The organism is Pseudomonas sp. HS6-2 (genome assembly GCF_049325675.2).
GTDB classification, from domain to species: Bacteria; Pseudomonadota; Gammaproteobacteria; order Pseudomonadales; family Pseudomonadaceae; genus Aquipseudomonas; species Aquipseudomonas putida_N.
This window is the reverse complement of the sequence record NZ_CM143906.1, coordinates 6,166,791-6,182,709: the sequence shown is the minus strand read 5'-3', so window position 1 is coordinate 6,182,709 and position 15,919 is coordinate 6,166,791. Positions and strand designations below refer to the sequence as shown.

Genomic DNA, 15,919 nt, shown 5'->3' with positions numbered 1-15,919 from the left:
CGCTAGGGTGTGCGCATGAATGATCTGGCCAATTCCACAATGACCCCAAACTCCCCGCCCGTGCGGATTGACTTCAATACGCCCGAGCTGCAACGCAAGCGCCGGATGCGCGCCCTCAAGGATCGCCTGACCCGCTGGTATGTACTGGTGGGCGGGCTAGCCGTATTGGCAGCTATCACGCTGATCTTCTTCTACCTGGCTTATGTGGTGCTGCCACTGTTCCAGGGTGCCGAGCTGACCAGCAAAAAAGCCCTGGAGCCGACCTGGTTGCAACAGGATGCCGGCAAGCCACTGATGATCGCCCTTGAAGAGCAGAACCTGGTTGGCATGCGCGTTTCGGACAAGGGTCAGGCCATTTTCTTCGACACCAAAGGCGGTAAAGAACTCAAGCATGTCGATCTGCCAGTGCCGGCAGGTACCCAGGTCACTTCGATCAGCGCCGACCAGCCGGGTAGCCCGCTGATCGTGCTCGGCCTGTCCAATGGTCAGGCACTGGTGTTCCACCACACCTACAAGATCACCTACCCGGACAACAAGAAGACCATCACCCCAGGTATCGACTACCCGTACGGCCAGGCGCCGTTCGTGCTCGATGAGCAGGGCCGTGCGCTGGAGCACGTGAGCGTCAACGTCAACGGCGAAACCCTGGTGCTGGCCGGTTCCACCGGTGCGCACCTGCAAGTGGTCGAGCTGTCGCAGACTGAAAACATGCTGACCGGTGAGACCAGCACCGAGCAGAACCGCATCGAATTGCCGCAGATGACCGAAGCGGTGAAGAACATCTTCATCGACCCGCGTCAGCAGTGGTTGTACGTGATCAACGGTCGCGCCACCGCCGATGTCTTCAGCCTGCGCGACAAGAGCCTCAATGGCCGCTACAAGCTGGCCGAAAGCGCCGACACCGAAGTCACCGCCACCGCCCAGCTGGTGGGCGGCATCTCGCTGATCATCGGTGACTCCAAGGGCGGCCTGGCCCAGTGGTTCATGGCCCGCGACCCGGATGGCGAGCAGCGCTTCAAGCAGATCCGGACCTTCCAGTTGGGCAAGGCACCGATCGCGCAGATCGACGCCGAAGAGCGCCGCAAGGGCTTCATCGCCCTGGACTCCGACGGCAAGCTCGGCGTGTTCCACAGTACCGCGCACCGCACACTGCTGGTCGAGCAGGCTGCCGAAGGTGCAGGCATCCTGGCCCTGTCGCCGCGAGCCAACCGCATCATCATCGAAGAAGGCGGCAAGCTGCTGCCGCTGAGCCTGCGCAACCCGCACCCGGAAATTTCCTTCAGTGCGCTGTGGGGCAAGGTCTGGTACGAAAACTACGACGAGCCTAAATACGTCTGGCAGTCGACCGCCTCGAACACCGACTTCGAGCCTAAGCTGAGCCTGTCGCCGCTGACCTTCGGTACCCTCAAGGCCGCGTTCTACGCAATGATCCTGGCGGCCCCGCTGGCCATTGCCGCTGCCATCTACACCGCCTACTTCATGGCCCCGGGCATGCGCCGCAAGGTCAAGCCGGTGATCGAACTGATGGAAGCGATGCCGACGGTGATCCTCGGCTTCTTCGCCGGCCTGTTCCTAGCCCCGTACCTGGAAGGCCACCTGCCCGGCGTATTCAGCCTGTTCCTGATCATGCCCATCGGCATTCTGCTGGCAGGCTATACCTGGAGCCGCCTGCCAGAGTCGATCCGCCTGCGCATCCCGGATGGCTGGGAAGCGGCAATCTTGATCCCGGTGATCCTGGCGATCGGCTGGATGGCCCTGGCTGTCAGCCCGTACCTGGAAAGCTGGTTCTTCGGCGGTGACATGCGTCTGTGGATCGAGCACACCCTCGGCCTGCGCTATGACCAGCGCAACGCCATGGTGGTAGGTATCGCCATGGGCTTCGCGGTCATCCCGAACATCTACTCGATCGCCGAAGACGCCGTGTTCAGCGTGCCGCGCAGCCTGACCCTGGGCTCTCTGGCCCTGGGTGCCACGCCGTGGCAGACCCTGACCCGCGTGGTCATCCTCACTGCCAGCCCGGGCATCTTCTCGGCGCTGATGATCGGCATGGGCCGTGCGGTGGGCGAGACCATGATCGTGCTGATGGCCACCGGCAACACTCCGGTGATGGAACTGAACCTGTTCGAAGGCATGCGCACCCTGGCCGCCAACGTGGCGGTGGAAATGCCTGAGTCGGAAGTCGGCGGCAGCCACTATCGCGTGCTGTTCCTCGCCGCCCTCGTGCTGCTGATGTTCACCTTCGTCATGAACACCTTGGCCGAGCTGATTCGCCAGCGTCTGCGCAAGAAATACTCGTCGCTTTGATAGAAAGGTAGCGATCCGTGAAAAAGGATTCCCTCAAAGGCTGGTTCAAGAGCGGCGCCCCAGGCGTCTGGATCAGCGGTGGCGCGGTGGCCATGGCGGTGATCATGACCGTCGGCCTGCTGGCGGTGATCGCCGTGCGCGGCCTGGGCCACTTCTGGCCGGCCGACCTGATCCAGGCCACCTACAAGGTGCCTGGCCAGGCCGACCATGTCGTCATCGGCGAAGTGGTGCAGAAGGAAGAAGTGCCGCGTGCCCGGCTCAAGGGCGCCGGCCTGCCGGTGCCGGACGACGGCCCGGAGTTCATGACCCGCGAGCTGATCAAGGTGGGTAACCGTGACCTCAATGGCAACGACTTCACCTGGGTGGTCGGCGACTGGCTGGTCGACGAGCAGAGCCCGGCCGACCTGATCGCCCTGGAGCGCCGCGAGTGGGGCAACTACTACGGCTACCTGGTCAGCGTCAAGGAAGAGGGCCGCGTGGTTGCCCAAGGCCCGGAGGCCTGGAGCGAGCTGCAAGCCCGTCTCAAGCGTGCCAACCAGCTCAACAGCGAACTGCAATCCCTCGAAAAGAAAGACATCGGTGCCATCAACCATGGCCTCGAACGCCTGCGCCTGCACGGTCGCAAGCTGGAACTGGACGGCAAGCTGGACGCCGCCGCCCAGGCCGACATGGACGCCGAACGCGCCGAACTGAACAGCCGTTACAAGGCCATCGAGGACCGCCTGCTGGGCCTGCACCAGGCCTTCGCCCGCGATAGCCTGGTGGCCCGCGACGGCAACGGCCGTGAAGTGGAAATCAACCTGAGCAAGGTGGTACACGCCATCCAGCCGAACGGCATGTCTGGCTTCAGCAAGATGGGCACCTACTTCACCAAGGTCTGGGATTTCCTCAGTGATGACCCGCGTGAGGCCAACACCGAGGGTGGTATCTTCCCGGCGATTTTCGGCACCGTGATGATGACCCTGATCATGGCCGTGATCGTCACGCCGTTTGGCGTGCTGGCTGCGGTCTACCTGCGCGAATACGCCAGGCAAGGCCCGGTGACCCGCCTGATCCGTATCGCGGTGAACAACCTGGCCGGCGTACCGGCGATCGTCTACGGCGTGTTCGGCCTGGGCTTCTTCGTCTATGTGCTGGGCGGCTCGATCGACCGCCTGTTCTTCCCTGAAGCGCTGCCGGCACCGACCTTGGGTACCCCAGGCCTGCTGTGGGCTTCGCTGACCCTGGCGCTGCTGGCCGTTCCGGTGGTGATCGTGGCCACCGAGGAAGGCCTGGCGCGGATCCCGCGGACCGTGCGTGAAGGCTCCCTGGCCTTGGGTGCGACCAAGGCCGAAACCCTGTGGAAGATCGTTCTGCCGATGGCCAGCCCGGCCATGATGACCGGCATGATCCTCGCCGTGGCCCGCGCCGCCGGTGAAGTGGCGCCGCTGATGCTGGTGGGTGTAGTGAAGCTGGCGCCATCGCTGCCGCTGGACGGCAACTACCCGTACCTGCACCTGGACCAGAAGATCATGCACCTGGGCTTCCATATCTACGACGTCGGCTTCCAGAGCCCGAACGTCGAAGCGGCGCGCCCGCTGGTATATGCCACCGCGCTGCTGCTGGTGCTGGTGATCGCCACCCTCAACCTGTCGGCGGTGTGGATACGTAACCACCTGCGCGAGAAGTACAAGGCGCTCGACAGCTGAACCTGAATTGCAAGCGTGCCGCCTGCCAGCCGGGCGGCCCTTTGAAACGAATTGAAAGCGTATGGAGTTGACCATGCAGAACGAATCCCACACCCGCGGCATCGACATGTCTGCCCTGGGTCGCGACAAGCAGGGCCTGCGCCTGGCCGAAGAAACCGTGGCCATCGAAGTGCCGGGCCTGAGCCTGTTCTACGGTGACAAGCAAGCCCTGTTCGACGTGCAGATGAACATCCCCAAGCAGCGCGTGACCGCCTTCATCGGCCCGTCCGGCTGCGGCAAGTCGACCCTGCTGCGCACCTTCAACCGCATGAACGACCTGGTCGACGGCTGCCGCGTGGAAGGCGCCATCAACCTGTACGGCAACAACATCTACCGCAAGGGCGAAGACGTGGCCGAGCTGCGTCGCCGGGTGGGTATGGTGTTCCAGAAGCCCAACCCGTTCCCCAAGACCATTTACGAGAACGTGGTCTACGGCCTGCGTATCCAGGGCATCAACAAGAAGCGCGTGCTCGATGAGGCCGTAGAGTGGGCTTTGAAGGGCGCCGCCCTGTGGGAGGAGGTCAAGGACCGCCTGCACGAGTCCGCCCTGGGCCTGTCCGGCGGCCAGCAGCAGCGCCTGGTGATCGCCCGTACCATTGCCGTCGAGCCGGAAGTACTGCTGCTCGACGAACCGTGCTCGGCGCTGGACCCGATCTCGACGCTGAAGGTCGAAGAGCTGATCTACGAACTGAAATCCAAGTACACCATCGTCATCGTGACCCACAACATGCAACAGGCGGCCCGTGTTTCGGACTACACCGCGTTCATGTACATGGGCAAACTGGTCGAATTCGGTGATACCGACACCCTGTTCACCAACCCGGCGAAGAAGCAGACCGAAGACTACATCACCGGTCGTTACGGCTAAGGCCGCTTTGCCCTGGGAACGATACGAACTACTTGAAGCTTGCAGCTGCTTCGCGGAGCGAACACATGATCAACAAAGAAAGCCTGACGCACCATATTTCCCAGCAGTTCAACGCCGAACTCGAAGAGGTGCGCAGCCACTTGCTGGCCATGGGTGGCCTGGTCGAGAAGCAGGTGAACGATGCCGTTACCGCGCTGATCGAGGCCGACTCGGGTCTGGCCCAGCAGGTGCGTGAAGTCGACGATCAGATCAATCAGATGGAGCGCAACATCGACGAGGAGTGCCTGCGCATCCTCGCCCGCCGCCAACCGGCGGCCTCCGACCTGCGCCTGATCATCAGCATCTCCAAGTCGGTGATCGACCTTGAGCGTATCGGTGACGAATCGACCAAGATCGCCCGCCGCGCCATCCAGCTGTGCGAGGAAGGCGAGTCGCCGCGTGGCTACGTCGAGGTGCGCCACATCGGCGACCAGGTGCGCAACATGGTGCGCGACGCCCTCGATGCCTTCGCCCGCTTCGACGCCGACCTGGCGCTGGCGGTGGCCCAGTACGACAAGACCATCGACCGCGAGTACAAGACCGCCCTGCGCGAACTGGTCACCTACATGATGGAAGATCCGCGTTCGATCACGCGGGTGCTCAGCGTGATCTGGGTGTTGCGTTCGCTGGAGCGCATCGGCGACCACGCGCGCAACATCTCGGAGCTGGTGATTTACCTGGTGCGCGGTACCGACGTACGTCACATGGGCCTCAAGCGCATGAAGGCAGAGGTCGAAGGCACTGTGGGTGACGCCGAAATTGCTAATGTTCCGGGCAAACCTGACGATAAATAAGATTGCTCCCGAGCATCGACGCCCGGCCCGTGCCGGGCGTTTTCGTGTGTGGCAGAGCAATCAGCAGGCACCCGCGAACGATGCGAAGAAGTCCCGGCGTGACCCTAGAGTTGGCAAGTGGCCACCATTGCGCGGTAGGCTAGTCGGGTACAAGAGGAGTATCGATGAGTAAAGTCAATGTGCTGGTCGTGGATGACGCACCGTTCATTCGTGACCTGGTGAGGAAGTGCCTGCGCAATGCCTTCCCGGGCATGGTCATCGAAGACGCGGTCAACGGTCGCAAGGCCATGGCCATGCTGGGCAAGGAACCGTTCGACCTGGTGCTGTGCGACTGGGAGATGCCAGAGATGTCTGGCCTCGAACTGCTGACCTGGTGCCGTCAGCAGCCGGAGATGAAGGACCTGCAATTCATCATGGTGACCAGCCGTGGTGACAAGGAGAACGTGATCCAGGCCATCCAGGCCGGCGTCTCCGACTTTGTCGGCAAGCCGTTCACCAACGAACAGCTGTTGACCAAGGTGAAAAAAGCCCTGAGCAAGATCGGCAAGCTGGAAAGCCTGATGGCCGGTGCACCGGCACGGGTGAATTCGGCATTTGCCAACGACTCGCTGAGTGCACTGACCGGTGGCAAGCCTGAAGCGGCCAAGGTGGCGGCCCCTGCTGCCGCGCCGGCCAAGCCTTTGCTCAATGCGCCGAAGCCGCAGACTGCGGCGGCTGCGGCCCAGGCCGGGCGGGGGCAGGGCCAGTTGCGCCTGGCCAGCGGCACGCAGCCCTGCGTGATCAAGGCGCTGAGCCTCAAGGAAGCGTTGCTGGTGGTACGTCGCAGTGCCGCGTTGCCACAGGTGCTGGAGGGCGCAGTGCTCGACCTGGAGCAGGGCGAGAATGCCGAAGTGGCGCGCCTGAACGGCTATCTGCACGCCATCGCGGCGCTGGAGCCCAAGCCAGAAAGTGACTGGCTGCAGCTGACCTTCAAGTTCGTCGACCAGGATGCGCAGAAACTCGACTACCTGTCGCGCCTGATTGCCCGCGGGACCCAGCAGAAGCACTTCACCCCCGGCGCTTGATCAAGGCCATAAACAGATCCCTTGTAGGAGCGTGTTTGCCCCGCGAACACCGGCAAAGCCGGTGCCAGTCACCGCGCTGCCCGCTTCTACAGGGTTCTTCCGACCAGCTGCAATACCGCTCCCAAATCCCGCTGCTAGTCTTCGACAGACCATACCTGTCAAAAAGCCACCATCATGCCAGCCGCCGCCCGCTTGCTGCTTTTCTGTGCCTTGCTTTCAGCTTCGGCGTCGAGCATGGGCATGACGATCTACAAGACCGTCGACAACTCCGGCGTGGTCTCGTACTCCGACCGCTACAGCCCGGGGGCGAAAACCTTCGAGCTCAGCGAGCCGATCCTCGATCACATCGATGGCAAGGTGCGCTTGCAGGCCGAAACCTTCCCGGGCGGCGTGCGCTTCATGGTGCGCAATGACTTGTATGTGCCGATGCAGGTCGAGTTGCGTATCGACAAGCTGACCAACGCTTTCGGTGGCAACCAGCCGCGCAACATCCGCGCCGTGGTGGGGCCGCGTTCGAGCAAGGTGCTGAGTTCGGTGCTGGCCGCGCCCGGTGGCAAGTTGCAGTACGCCACAAGCTTCCAGTACGCCATGGGCGACCCTGGCCAGCGTTCTTTGGCTTACCGCTACCCGTTTCCCTGGAAGGGCGGGCCATTTCGCCTGACCCAGGGGCCCAACGGACGTTTCAGCCACTTCGGCCCCAGGAGCCGCTATGCGATGGACATCGCCATGCCGGAGGGCACGCCGATCATCGCCGCCCGAGGTGGGATGGTGGTTAAGGTCGAGAATGGCCAGAGTGGACGGGGCACCAACCCAGGGGGCAATTTCGTGCGGATTCTGCACCCCGACGGCACCATGGGCGTGTATCTGCATTTGATGCGTGGTTCGGTGGCGGTGCGCGAAGGGCAGCAGGTGGTGGTCGGGCAGGCCCTGGCCAAATCAGGCAATACCGGTAACAGCACCGGCCCCCACCTGCATTTCGTGGTGCAGCGCAATGTGGGCTTGGCGCTGGAATCGATACCGTTCCAGTTCGACCGGCCGCTTGGCGGGTTGCCGGACTTCACCGCCGGCAACCCCTAGGGTCAGTCGAGTTTCAGAACCTTGGCCAGGACGATCTTCGGCCCTTTCATCTTCTTGATGATGATGCGCAGGCCTTCGACTTCCAGCACTTCCTCTTCCTCGGGCACGCGCTTGAGGGTCTCGTAGACCAGGCCGGCGAGGGTTTCTGCCTCGATGTGGTCGAGGTCGACACCGAGAAGGCGCTCGACCTTGAACAGCGGCGTGTCGCCCCGCACCAGCAGTTTGCCTGGCTGGTAGGCGAGGATGCCGCGTTCGGTCTTGCGGTGTTCGTCCTGGATGTCACCCACCAGCACTTCCAGCACGTCTTCCATGGTCAGGTAGCCGATCACCTTGCCGTCGGCTTCCTCTACCAACACGAAGTGCGCGCCGCCCTTGCGGAACTGCTCCAGCAGCTGGGACAGCGGCATGTGCCGCGATACGCGCTCCAGCGGGCGGGCCAGGTCGTCCAGGTCGATGGTTGCGGGCAGGTGTTCGAGTTCGGCCAGCTCCAGCAGCAAGTCCTTGATGTGCAGCAGGCCGATGAATTCCTCGCGCTCGGCGTCGTACACCGGGTAGCGGCTGAACTTGTGCCGGCGTACCAGGGCGAGGATTTCCTTGAGCGGGGCATGGGCGTCGATGCTGACCATATCCTCACGCGAGTTGGCCCAGTCCACCACTTCCAGCTCGCCCATTTCCACGGCAGAAGCGAGTACGCGCATGCCTTGGTCGCTCGGGTCCTGGCCACGGCTGGAGTGCAGGATCAGCTTGAGTTCTTCGCGGCTGTAGTGGTGCTCATGGTGCGGGCCCGGCTCACCCTGGCCAGCGATGCGCAGGATGGTGTTGGCGCTGGCGTTGAGCAGGTAGATGGCCGGGTACATGGTCCAGTAGAACAGGTACAGCGGCACGGCGGTCCACAGCGACAGCAGCTCGGGCTTGCGGATTGCCCACGACTTGGGCGCCAGTTCGCCGACCACGATGTGCAGGTACGAAATGACGAAGAAGGCGACGAAGAACGACACCGCTTTGACCAGTTCGGCGCTGTCCACGCCCAGGTAGGCCAGCAGCGGCTCCAGCAGGTGGGCAAAGGCCGGCTCACCGACCCAGCCCAGGCCCAGCGAGGCGAGGGTGATGCCCAGCTGGCAGGCGGACAGGTAGGCGTCGAGCTGGTTGTGTACCTTGCGCAGGATGCTGCCGCGCCAGCCATGCAGTTCGGCGATGGACTCGACGCGGGTGGCGCGCAGCTTGACCATGGCGAACTCGGCGGCAACGAAGAAGCCGTTGAGCAGCACCAGCAGGAAGGCGAAGATGATCATGCCGAAATCGGCGAATAACGAGGCGAGGCTGATACCAGGGGAAGGGTCCATGATGGAGTTTTTACGGGGTCCGTCTTTGAGATAGAGAGAAAAAAAGTGCCAGCTCTTGCTGGCACAGGGGATCCAATGTAGCGGCTGGGGCTGCAAAAGCAAAGGGCTGCAAAGCAGCCCCCGGCACCTCAGGCCTTGCCGTTGGCCAATTGTGCCGGCCCAAAGTGACAGGTGAAGGTACTGCCATGCCCCGGCACGCTGCTGATTTCCAGCTTGCCGCGGTGGCGCATCAGCACGTGCTTGACGATCGCCAGCCCAAGGCCGGTGCCGCCGGTATTCGATGCACGGCTGGAGTCGACCCGATAGAAGCGTTCGGTCAGCCGCGGCAGGTGCTTGGCGTCGATACCGACCCCGGAATCCTGCACCGACAGGTGCGCGCCGTGTTCGTCGCCCCACCAGCGGATGCGGATGTTGCCTTCATCCTGGGTGTACTTCACGGCGTTGAACACCAGGTTGGAGAAGGCGCTGCGCAGTTCCGACTCGCTGCCCTTCAGGCGTAGGCCCGGCGCGGCCTCCAGGGTGATCTTCTGGTTACGCGGCCCGGACAGTGCCTGGGCATCCTGCTTGATTGCGCTGAGCAAGGCATCGACCGCGACCGGCTGGTTGTCCGACGGGTAGTCGGTGGCTTCCAGCTTGGCCAGCAGCAACAGGTCGTTGAGCAGGGTCTGCATGCGCGAACCTTGTTGGGTCATCTGCTGCAGCGCCCGGGCCCAGCGCGGGTTCACGTCCTCGACGTTGTCCAGCAGGGTTTCCAGGTAGCCGGTGATCACGGTCAGCGGCGTGCGCAGCTCGTGGGAGACGTTGGCGACGAAGTCCTTGCGCATCTGCTCGAGCTGATGGATGCGGGTGACATCGCGCACCAGCATCAGGTGCTCGTTGTTGCCGTAGCGGGTAATGTGCAGCTGCACGCGCAGGCGGTCGTTGATCGGGGAAGGGATTTCCAGCGGCTCGACGTAGTTCTCTGCCTCGAAGTATTCCTTGAAGCGCGGGTGGCGCACCAGATTGGTTACCGGCTGGCCGCCGTCCTGCGGGGTCTTGAAGCCCAGCAGCGTCTCTGCGGCGCGGTTCCACCACTCCAGGTTGCCGTCGCTGTCGAGCATGATCACCGCGTCGCGCAGCGCCGCAGTGGACTCCTGCACCCGGTCGATTACCGCCTGCAGGCGCCCGCGCACGCGCTGGTCGCGGCGCTGCAGGTGGTAGATGCTGTCGAATACCTCGCCCCACAGGCCGTAGCCATCGGGTGGTGCTTCATCGGGTTGGTGGTTGCGCAGCCAGTCGTGCAGCCGCAGCAGCTGCTTGAGGGTCCAGCCCAGGTACAGCGCCAGGCCGATGGCCAGGCTCCAGCCGTAATAGCCGCTGACCAGGCCGCCGATCAGGCAGACGGTGATCAGCAGCAACAGGTGGCGAATCAGGGTCGCGTGCCAGTTCTGGTTCAATTGACGGTCCTTGTACAACGACTTGCAGCTTGGCGCTTGAAGGCTCGATCAGCTCTTGGTCGAGAAGCGGTAGCCAGTGCCCCGGACGGTTTGTACCAGATTTTCGTAGGCTTCACCCAGTGCCTTGCGCAGGCGACGGATGTGCACGTCGACGGTGCGCTCCTCGACATACACGTTGCCGCCCCACACCTGGTCGAGCAGTTGGCCGCGGGTGTAGGCGCGTTCCTGGTGAGTCATGAAGAACTGCAGCAGTCGGTATTCGGTAGGGCCCATCTCGGCCGGCTTGCCGTCGATGGTCACGCGGTGGCTGATCGGGTCGAGCAGCAGGCCACCGACTTCGATTGGCGCTTCGCTGTCGCTCGGGCCGGTGCGACGCAGCACGGCCTTCAGGCGGGCGACCAGCTCGCGGGGCGAGAACGGCTTGGTGATGTAGTCGTCGGCGCCAACTTCCAGGCCCTGGATCTTGTTGTCCTCTTCGCCTTTGGCGGTGAGCATGATGATCGGAATGTCGCCGGTCAGTTCGTCGCGCTTCAGGCGGCGTGCCAGCTCGATGCCGGAAGTACCGGGCAGCATCCAGTCGAGCAGGATCAGGTCCGGTTTGCGGTCGACAATGATCGCGTGGGCCTGTTGCGAATTCTCCGCTTCAAGGCAGTCATAGCCGGCCATTTCCAATGCAACGGCGATCATCTCGCGAATAGGCGCTTCGTCGTCGACGATCAGAATGTTTCTGCCAACCATGCTCAAAACCTCTCCCAGTAATCGTGTCTTGGCCCGCATTAGATAACGGAATTATTGCAGCTGTGTGACAGGGTGTTGGCCGTTCTGGCGACATTCCATGACTGGGCTAGGCTTCACAGGGCCGTTGCGGCGGCAAACAGAATGCAATCCACCCCCGAATTCATGGTGATTCCAATGACACGACATACGCTGAGCTGGATGGCCCTTTTCGCTGCACTGGCGCTTCCGGGGGTGGCGTCCGCCCACCATGCCATGGAAAAAGACGGCATGTGGGTCGACCACGAAGGCATGACGCTGTACACGTTCGACAAGGATGCAGGCGGCAAGTCGATGTGCAGTGGTGATTGTGCGACCAACTGGCCTCCACTGATGGTCGAGAAGGGCGAGAAGGCTGAAGGCAAGTGGACACAGATCAAGCGTGACGACGGCAAGATGCAGTGGGCCTATGACGGCAAGCCGCTGTACACCTTCGTCAAGGACAAGAAGGCCGGGGACATGACCGGTGATGGCATGAAGGACGTCTGGCATGTCGCCAGGCCGTAAAAGCTGACACTTGGCCCTGTGGGAGCGAGCTCACCCGCTCCCACAGGGGAGGTAAGGATCAGCGCAGGGCGTAATCCAGTACCACCCCGATGAACACCAGCAACCCCGCCCAGTGATTGTGCAGAAACGCCTTGAAGCACGACTCGCGGTCCAGCTTGCGCGTCGACCAGTATTCCCAGGCGAAGCACACCGCGGCACCCAGCAACCCCAGGTGGAACCAGCCGCCCAGCTCGAAACGGCTACCCGCCAGTAGCAGGCAGCCCAGCGATAGCAACTGCAATGTCAGGATGATCGTTCGGTCTGCATCGCCGAACAGGATCGCGGTCGATTTCACCCCGATCTTCAGGTCGTCATCACGGTCGACCATGGCGTAGTAGGTGTCGTAACCCACCGTCCACAGCAGGTTGGCGATGTACAGCAGCCAGGCACTGGCCGGCAACTCGCCCCCGGCTGCGGTAAAGGCCATGGGAATGCCCCAGGAATACGCGGCACCCAGCACCACCTGCGGGTAATAGGTGTAGCGCTTCATGAACGGGTAGCAGAACGCTAGCGCCACCGCGCCGAACGACAGCCACACGGTCCGGCTGTTGGTGCACAGCACCAGCAGGAAGCTCACCCCGACCAGGATGGCGAACAACGCCAGCGCCTCGCGCGATTTGACCCGGCCACTGGCCAGCGGGCGGTCGGCAGTACGTTTGACGTGGCCATCGACCTTGCGGTCGGCGAAGTCGTTGATGCAGCAGCCGGCGGCGCGCATCAGCACCACGCCCAGGCCGAAGATCAGCACGTTGGCGAAGGTTGGCGAACCGTGCCCGGCAATCCATACCGCTGACAGGGTCGGCCAGAGCAGCAGATAAATGCCGATCGGCCGGTCCATGCGGCTGAGCTGGACGAAGTCCCAGGCCCGTGGGTGCAGGCGGTTGAGCGACTTGAGCAGTTGCAGGTACATCAGCGGTTCTCCTCCTTGGCCGCTTGCCACAGTGTAGGCAGGAAAACCTCGGCCACCAGCAGATCGAGGCCGTCACGGGCGAAGCGCGAGCGGCGCCCCCACAAGCCGGCTTGTGCGGCATTGGCTGGCAACCAGCCTTGTGGATAACGGCACACTTCGAGCGGGTGGCGAATGAACGCCTGGTCGCAGAACAGCAGTTCGCCCAGCGAGCGGCTGCCCAGGGTTTCCAGGTCCAGCCCGCCCCGTTCCAGGGCGCTGCGGCTGGCCACGCTGCGGGCGAACACCCAAGGTTCGCCATGCCCGCGCAGGAACACTTCGCGCACCCAGCCTTCGGCGCCTGGAGCGATATTCAGCGCCAGACATTCGTCATCGCGCAGCGGTTGCCAGCCTTCGAACAGGGGGGTGACACTGAAGTGGTCCTGGGACAGCTGGGTGAGGCGGCGAGTCAGGGAGCCTTCGTCGAACAGCCAGGCCAGGGTTGGCTGGTCGATTTCAGTGGCCAGCTGTGAATACGGCAGCCACGCGAGAGCGGCTGCTTGCGGGGATTCGTACGACACGTCGGTATGCTTGATTACAGCCAGAGAGGCGGCGAGCTTAGCATGATTGCCCCGACTGCTTGCATAATGGCCGGCTACAACAAAGCCTGAGCGACAACGAGGAAAAAGACCTGATGAAAAAGTGGCAGTGTATTGTCTGTGGCCTGATCTATGACGAAGCCGAAGGCTGGCCGGATGACGGCATCCCGCCCGGTACTCGCTGGGAAGACGTGCCGGCAGACTGGCTGTGCCCTGACTGCGGCGTGGGCAAGAGCGACTTCGAAATGATCTCCATCGGCTGATAGAGGAAAGCAGCGCATGACGTCCCCCGTGGTAATCATTGGTACCGGCCTGGCCGGCTACAACCTGGCCCGTGAATTCCGCAAGCTCGATGGCGACACGCCGCTGCTGCTGATTACCGCCGACGATGGCCGTTCCTACTCCAAGCCCATGCTCTCCACCGGTTTTGCCAAGCACAAGGACGCCGATGGGCTGTGCATGGCCGAACCTGGCGTGATGGCCGAGCAGCTCAAGGCCGAGATCCGCACCCATACCCGCATCAGCGGTATCGACCCGGGCCACAAGCGCCTGTGGATCGGTGAAGAGGCGATCGCGTATCGCGACCTGGTACTGGCCTGGGGGGCGCAGACCGTGCGAGTGCCGATCGAAGGCGATGGTGCCGAGCGGGTATTCCCGATCAACGACCTTGAAGACTACGCGCGCTTCCGGGCCGCTGCTGCGGGCAAGCAGCGCGTGCTGATTCTCGGTGCCGGCCTGATCGGTTGCGAGTTCGCCAACGACATGCACCTGGGCGGTTTCGAGGTCGACGTGGTGGCGCCTTGCGAGCAGGTCATGCCGACCTTGTTGCACCCGGCGGCCGCCGCTGCCGTGCAAGCCGGCCTGGAAGGGCTGGGCGTACGCTTCCACCTCGGCCCGGTGCTGACGCGCTTGCAACAGGCGGGTGAAGGGCTTGAGGCGCATCTGTCCGATGGACAAGTGATCACCTGCGACCTGGTGGTATCGGCCATCGGCCTGCGCCCACGTACCGACCTCGCCGCTGCCGCCGGGTTGCAGACCAATCGCGGCGTGGTCGTGGACCGCCAACTGCGTACCTCGCACAACAATATTTTCGCCCTTGGCGACTGCGCCGAAGTCGACGGTATCAACCTGCTCTACGTCATGCCGTTGATGGCCTGCGCCCGTGCCCTGGCGCAGACCCTGGCCGGCAACCCGACCCCGGTCAGCTATGGGCCGATGCCGATCACCGTGAAGACCCCGGCGTGCCCGCTGGTGGTGTCTCCGCCGCCAGTGGGCCGTGAAGGCAACTGGCAGGTCGAAGGGCAGGGTAGCGACCTCAAAGTGCTCTGCCATGCTAGCGACGGGCAGTTGCTCGGCTATGCCCTGACCGGCAGCGCCGTCATGGAAAAGCTGGCGCTGAATCGGCAGTTACCCGCCCTGATGGCGTAAATAGCGGGCGTTCTGTCGGATTTATCCTGTTGTTGTCAGCACAATGGCCGCCCAGATACTGGCGCGGCCTCGGTGGGCGTGCCATTCTCAGTTCCGTCTGCCGCAGATTAGAGCCTGCGGTGCCTTGAACGCTGCTTCAATGGCAGCACGGCATAACAACAAGAAATCCCGTCAAAGAGGCTTCACTATGCGCAAACCAGAACTCGCCGCCGTCATCGCCGAAAAGGCTGATCTGACCAAGGAAAAGGCCAATTTGGTGCTGAACGCGATTCTCGACAGTATCACCGGAGCCCTGGACAAGGACACGGTCACCCTGGTCGGTTTCGGCACCTTTGAAAAACGTCATCGTGGTGCCCGCACTGGCAAGAATCCACAAACCGGTGAGCCGGTGAAGATCAAGGCCAGCAATACCGTTGCCTTCAAGCCTGGCAAGAATTTGCGCGACAGCGTCAACGTACCGGCCAAGCCAGCCAAGAAAAAGTGATCGACTGCTGACCCTCAGTGTCATCCAAGCGGGCGCCCCAGGGCGCCCGTATGCATTTTGGAGGCTAAGTGTTGCGAACTTGCGTAATAAGTTCAGGAAAAGGATAAACTGCGCGCTTCAGTCATTATTTATTCGAGGCGCGCTGATGAAGTTTCGCTTTCTTCTCTGGGCCATGGGGCTGCTGATGGCCCGGGCCAGCCGCAACAACCCGGCATTCCAGCAGCAACTCAAGGACAAGGACCTGGTGTTCCAGATGCAGACGCTGGACGGCAAGGTGGCGCGGCACTTCATCGTCAGCGGCGAGCGCATCAGCAGCAAAGGCGGCAGCCATCCGCAGCCGGCCTTCGCCATCGCCTTCAAGGACGCGGCCTATGGCTTTGCGACGATGCAGGCGAGCAACAAGCAGCTGGCGTTCATGCAGGGCATTCAGGACAAGAACATCCAGATCAAGGGCAACCCGGCGCTGGTGATGTGGTTCCAGGGGCTGATGAAGTACCTCAAGCCCAAGAAGAAAGGCTGAAATCGCCGGGGCTGCAAAGCAGCCCCAATG

16 protein-coding genes are annotated in these 15,919 nt (G+C 62.8%); 11 read left to right on the top strand and 5 right to left on the bottom strand.

The window, feature by feature from the left end:
• Positions 1 to 15 precede the first annotated feature (15 nt).
• The 6 genes from ACOKS3_RS28965 (at position 16) to ACOKS3_RS28940 (ending at position 7,873) form a co-directional block, all read left to right on the top strand.
• The gene (locus ACOKS3_RS28965; protein WP_103448447.1) at positions 16 to 2,304 is read left to right on the top strand and encodes an ABC transporter permease subunit; all 2,289 of its coding nucleotides are present in this window, start codon (positions 16 to 18) and stop codon (positions 2,302 to 2,304) included.
• A 17-nt stretch (positions 2,305 to 2,321) separates the two neighbouring features.
• The gene (gene pstA, locus ACOKS3_RS28960; protein ID WP_422763581.1) at positions 2,322 to 3,992 is read left to right on the top strand and encodes a phosphate ABC transporter permease PstA; all 1,671 of its coding nucleotides are present in this window, start codon (positions 2,322 to 2,324) and stop codon (positions 3,990 to 3,992) included.
• A 73-nt stretch (positions 3,993 to 4,065) separates the two neighbouring features.
• A complete protein-coding gene (pstB, locus tag ACOKS3_RS28955; RefSeq protein WP_422763580.1) occupies positions 4,066 to 4,899 on the top strand; it encodes a phosphate ABC transporter ATP-binding protein PstB in 834 nt (277 codons plus the stop codon).
• Between the two features lie 65 nt (positions 4,900 to 4,964).
• Complete coding sequence (phoU, locus tag ACOKS3_RS28950; protein WP_103448449.1) at positions 4,965 to 5,732, top strand: phosphate signaling complex protein PhoU; 768 nt, start codon at positions 4,965 to 4,967, stop codon at positions 5,730 to 5,732.
• A gap of 164 nt (positions 5,733 to 5,896) precedes the next feature.
• Positions 5,897 to 6,796, top strand: coding sequence for a response regulator (locus ACOKS3_RS28945; RefSeq protein WP_103448450.1), 900 nt, complete (start codon positions 5,897 to 5,899; stop codon positions 6,794 to 6,796).
• 174 nt (positions 6,797 to 6,970) lie between these two features.
• Complete coding sequence (locus ACOKS3_RS28940; protein ID WP_422763579.1) at positions 6,971 to 7,873, top strand: peptidoglycan DD-metalloendopeptidase family protein; 903 nt, start codon at positions 6,971 to 6,973, stop codon at positions 7,871 to 7,873.
• 2 nt (positions 7,874 to 7,875) lie between these two features.
• Here ACOKS3_RS28940 and ACOKS3_RS28935 read toward each other — a convergent pair whose 3' ends face one another.
• The 3 genes from ACOKS3_RS28935 to phoB all read right to left on the bottom strand — a co-directional run bounded on the left by ACOKS3_RS28935 (position 7,876) and on the right by phoB (position 11,390).
• Positions 7,876 to 9,216: a hemolysin family protein gene (locus tag ACOKS3_RS28935; protein ID WP_103448452.1), complete on the bottom strand. Its 1,341-nt coding sequence runs from the start codon at positions 9,214 to 9,216 to the stop codon at positions 7,876 to 7,878.
• 128 nt (positions 9,217 to 9,344) lie between these two features.
• A complete protein-coding gene (phoR, locus tag ACOKS3_RS28930) occupies positions 9,345 to 10,652 on the bottom strand; it encodes a phosphate regulon sensor histidine kinase PhoR (protein ID WP_103448453.1) in 1,308 nt (435 codons plus the stop codon).
• Positions 10,653 to 10,700: 48 nt separating this feature from the next.
• A complete protein-coding gene (gene phoB, locus ACOKS3_RS28925; protein WP_003253341.1) occupies positions 10,701 to 11,390 on the bottom strand; it encodes a phosphate regulon transcriptional regulator PhoB in 690 nt (229 codons plus the stop codon).
• 174 nt (positions 11,391 to 11,564) lie between these two features.
• On the opposite strand from phoB, the gene ACOKS3_RS28920 reads away from it, so the two are divergent.
• The gene (locus ACOKS3_RS28920) at positions 11,565 to 11,933 is read left to right on the top strand and encodes a COG4315 family predicted lipoprotein (protein ID WP_103448454.1); all 369 of its coding nucleotides are present in this window, start codon (positions 11,565 to 11,567) and stop codon (positions 11,931 to 11,933) included.
• A 58-nt stretch (positions 11,934 to 11,991) separates the two neighbouring features.
• Here the strand turns inward: ACOKS3_RS28920 and ubiA are convergent, their stop codons facing one another.
• Both ubiA and ACOKS3_RS28910 read right to left on the bottom strand, forming a co-directional pair.
• Positions 11,992 to 12,882, bottom strand: a complete 891-nt coding sequence (gene ubiA / locus ACOKS3_RS28915; RefSeq protein ID WP_103448455.1) for a 4-hydroxybenzoate octaprenyltransferase — start codon at positions 12,880 to 12,882, stop codon at positions 11,992 to 11,994.
• On the bottom strand, positions 12,882 to 13,439 hold the full coding sequence (locus ACOKS3_RS28910) for a chorismate--pyruvate lyase family protein (protein WP_103448456.1): 558 nt from the start codon (positions 13,437 to 13,439) through the stop codon (positions 12,882 to 12,884). Before ACOKS3_RS28910 ends, ubiA begins: the two co-directional genes overlap by 1 nt.
• Positions 13,440 to 13,552: 113 nt before the next feature.
• On the opposite strand from ACOKS3_RS28910, the gene ACOKS3_RS28905 reads away from it, so the two are divergent.
• The 4 genes from ACOKS3_RS28905 to ACOKS3_RS28890 all read left to right on the top strand — a co-directional run bounded on the left by ACOKS3_RS28905 (position 13,553) and on the right by ACOKS3_RS28890 (position 15,889).
• Positions 13,553 to 13,720: a rubredoxin gene (locus tag ACOKS3_RS28905; RefSeq protein WP_027917042.1), complete on the top strand. Its 168-nt coding sequence runs from the start codon at positions 13,553 to 13,555 to the stop codon at positions 13,718 to 13,720.
• Positions 13,721 to 13,736: 16 nt separating this feature from the next.
• Positions 13,737 to 14,885 carry an NAD(P)/FAD-dependent oxidoreductase gene (locus ACOKS3_RS28900; RefSeq protein ID WP_103448457.1) on the top strand — a complete coding sequence of 383 codons (1,149 nt, stop codon included), beginning with the start codon at positions 13,737 to 13,739 and terminating at the stop codon, positions 14,883 to 14,885.
• Between the two features lie 187 nt (positions 14,886 to 15,072).
• On the top strand, positions 15,073 to 15,369 hold the full coding sequence (locus ACOKS3_RS28895) for an HU family DNA-binding protein (RefSeq protein WP_103448458.1): 297 nt from the start codon (positions 15,073 to 15,075) through the stop codon (positions 15,367 to 15,369).
• 145 nt (positions 15,370 to 15,514) lie between these two features.
• Positions 15,515 to 15,889 (top strand): helicase, encoded by a 375-nt coding sequence (locus ACOKS3_RS28890; protein WP_103448459.1) that lies wholly within the window; start codon positions 15,515 to 15,517, stop codon positions 15,887 to 15,889.
• The last annotated feature ends 30 nt before the right edge of the window (positions 15,890 to 15,919 follow it).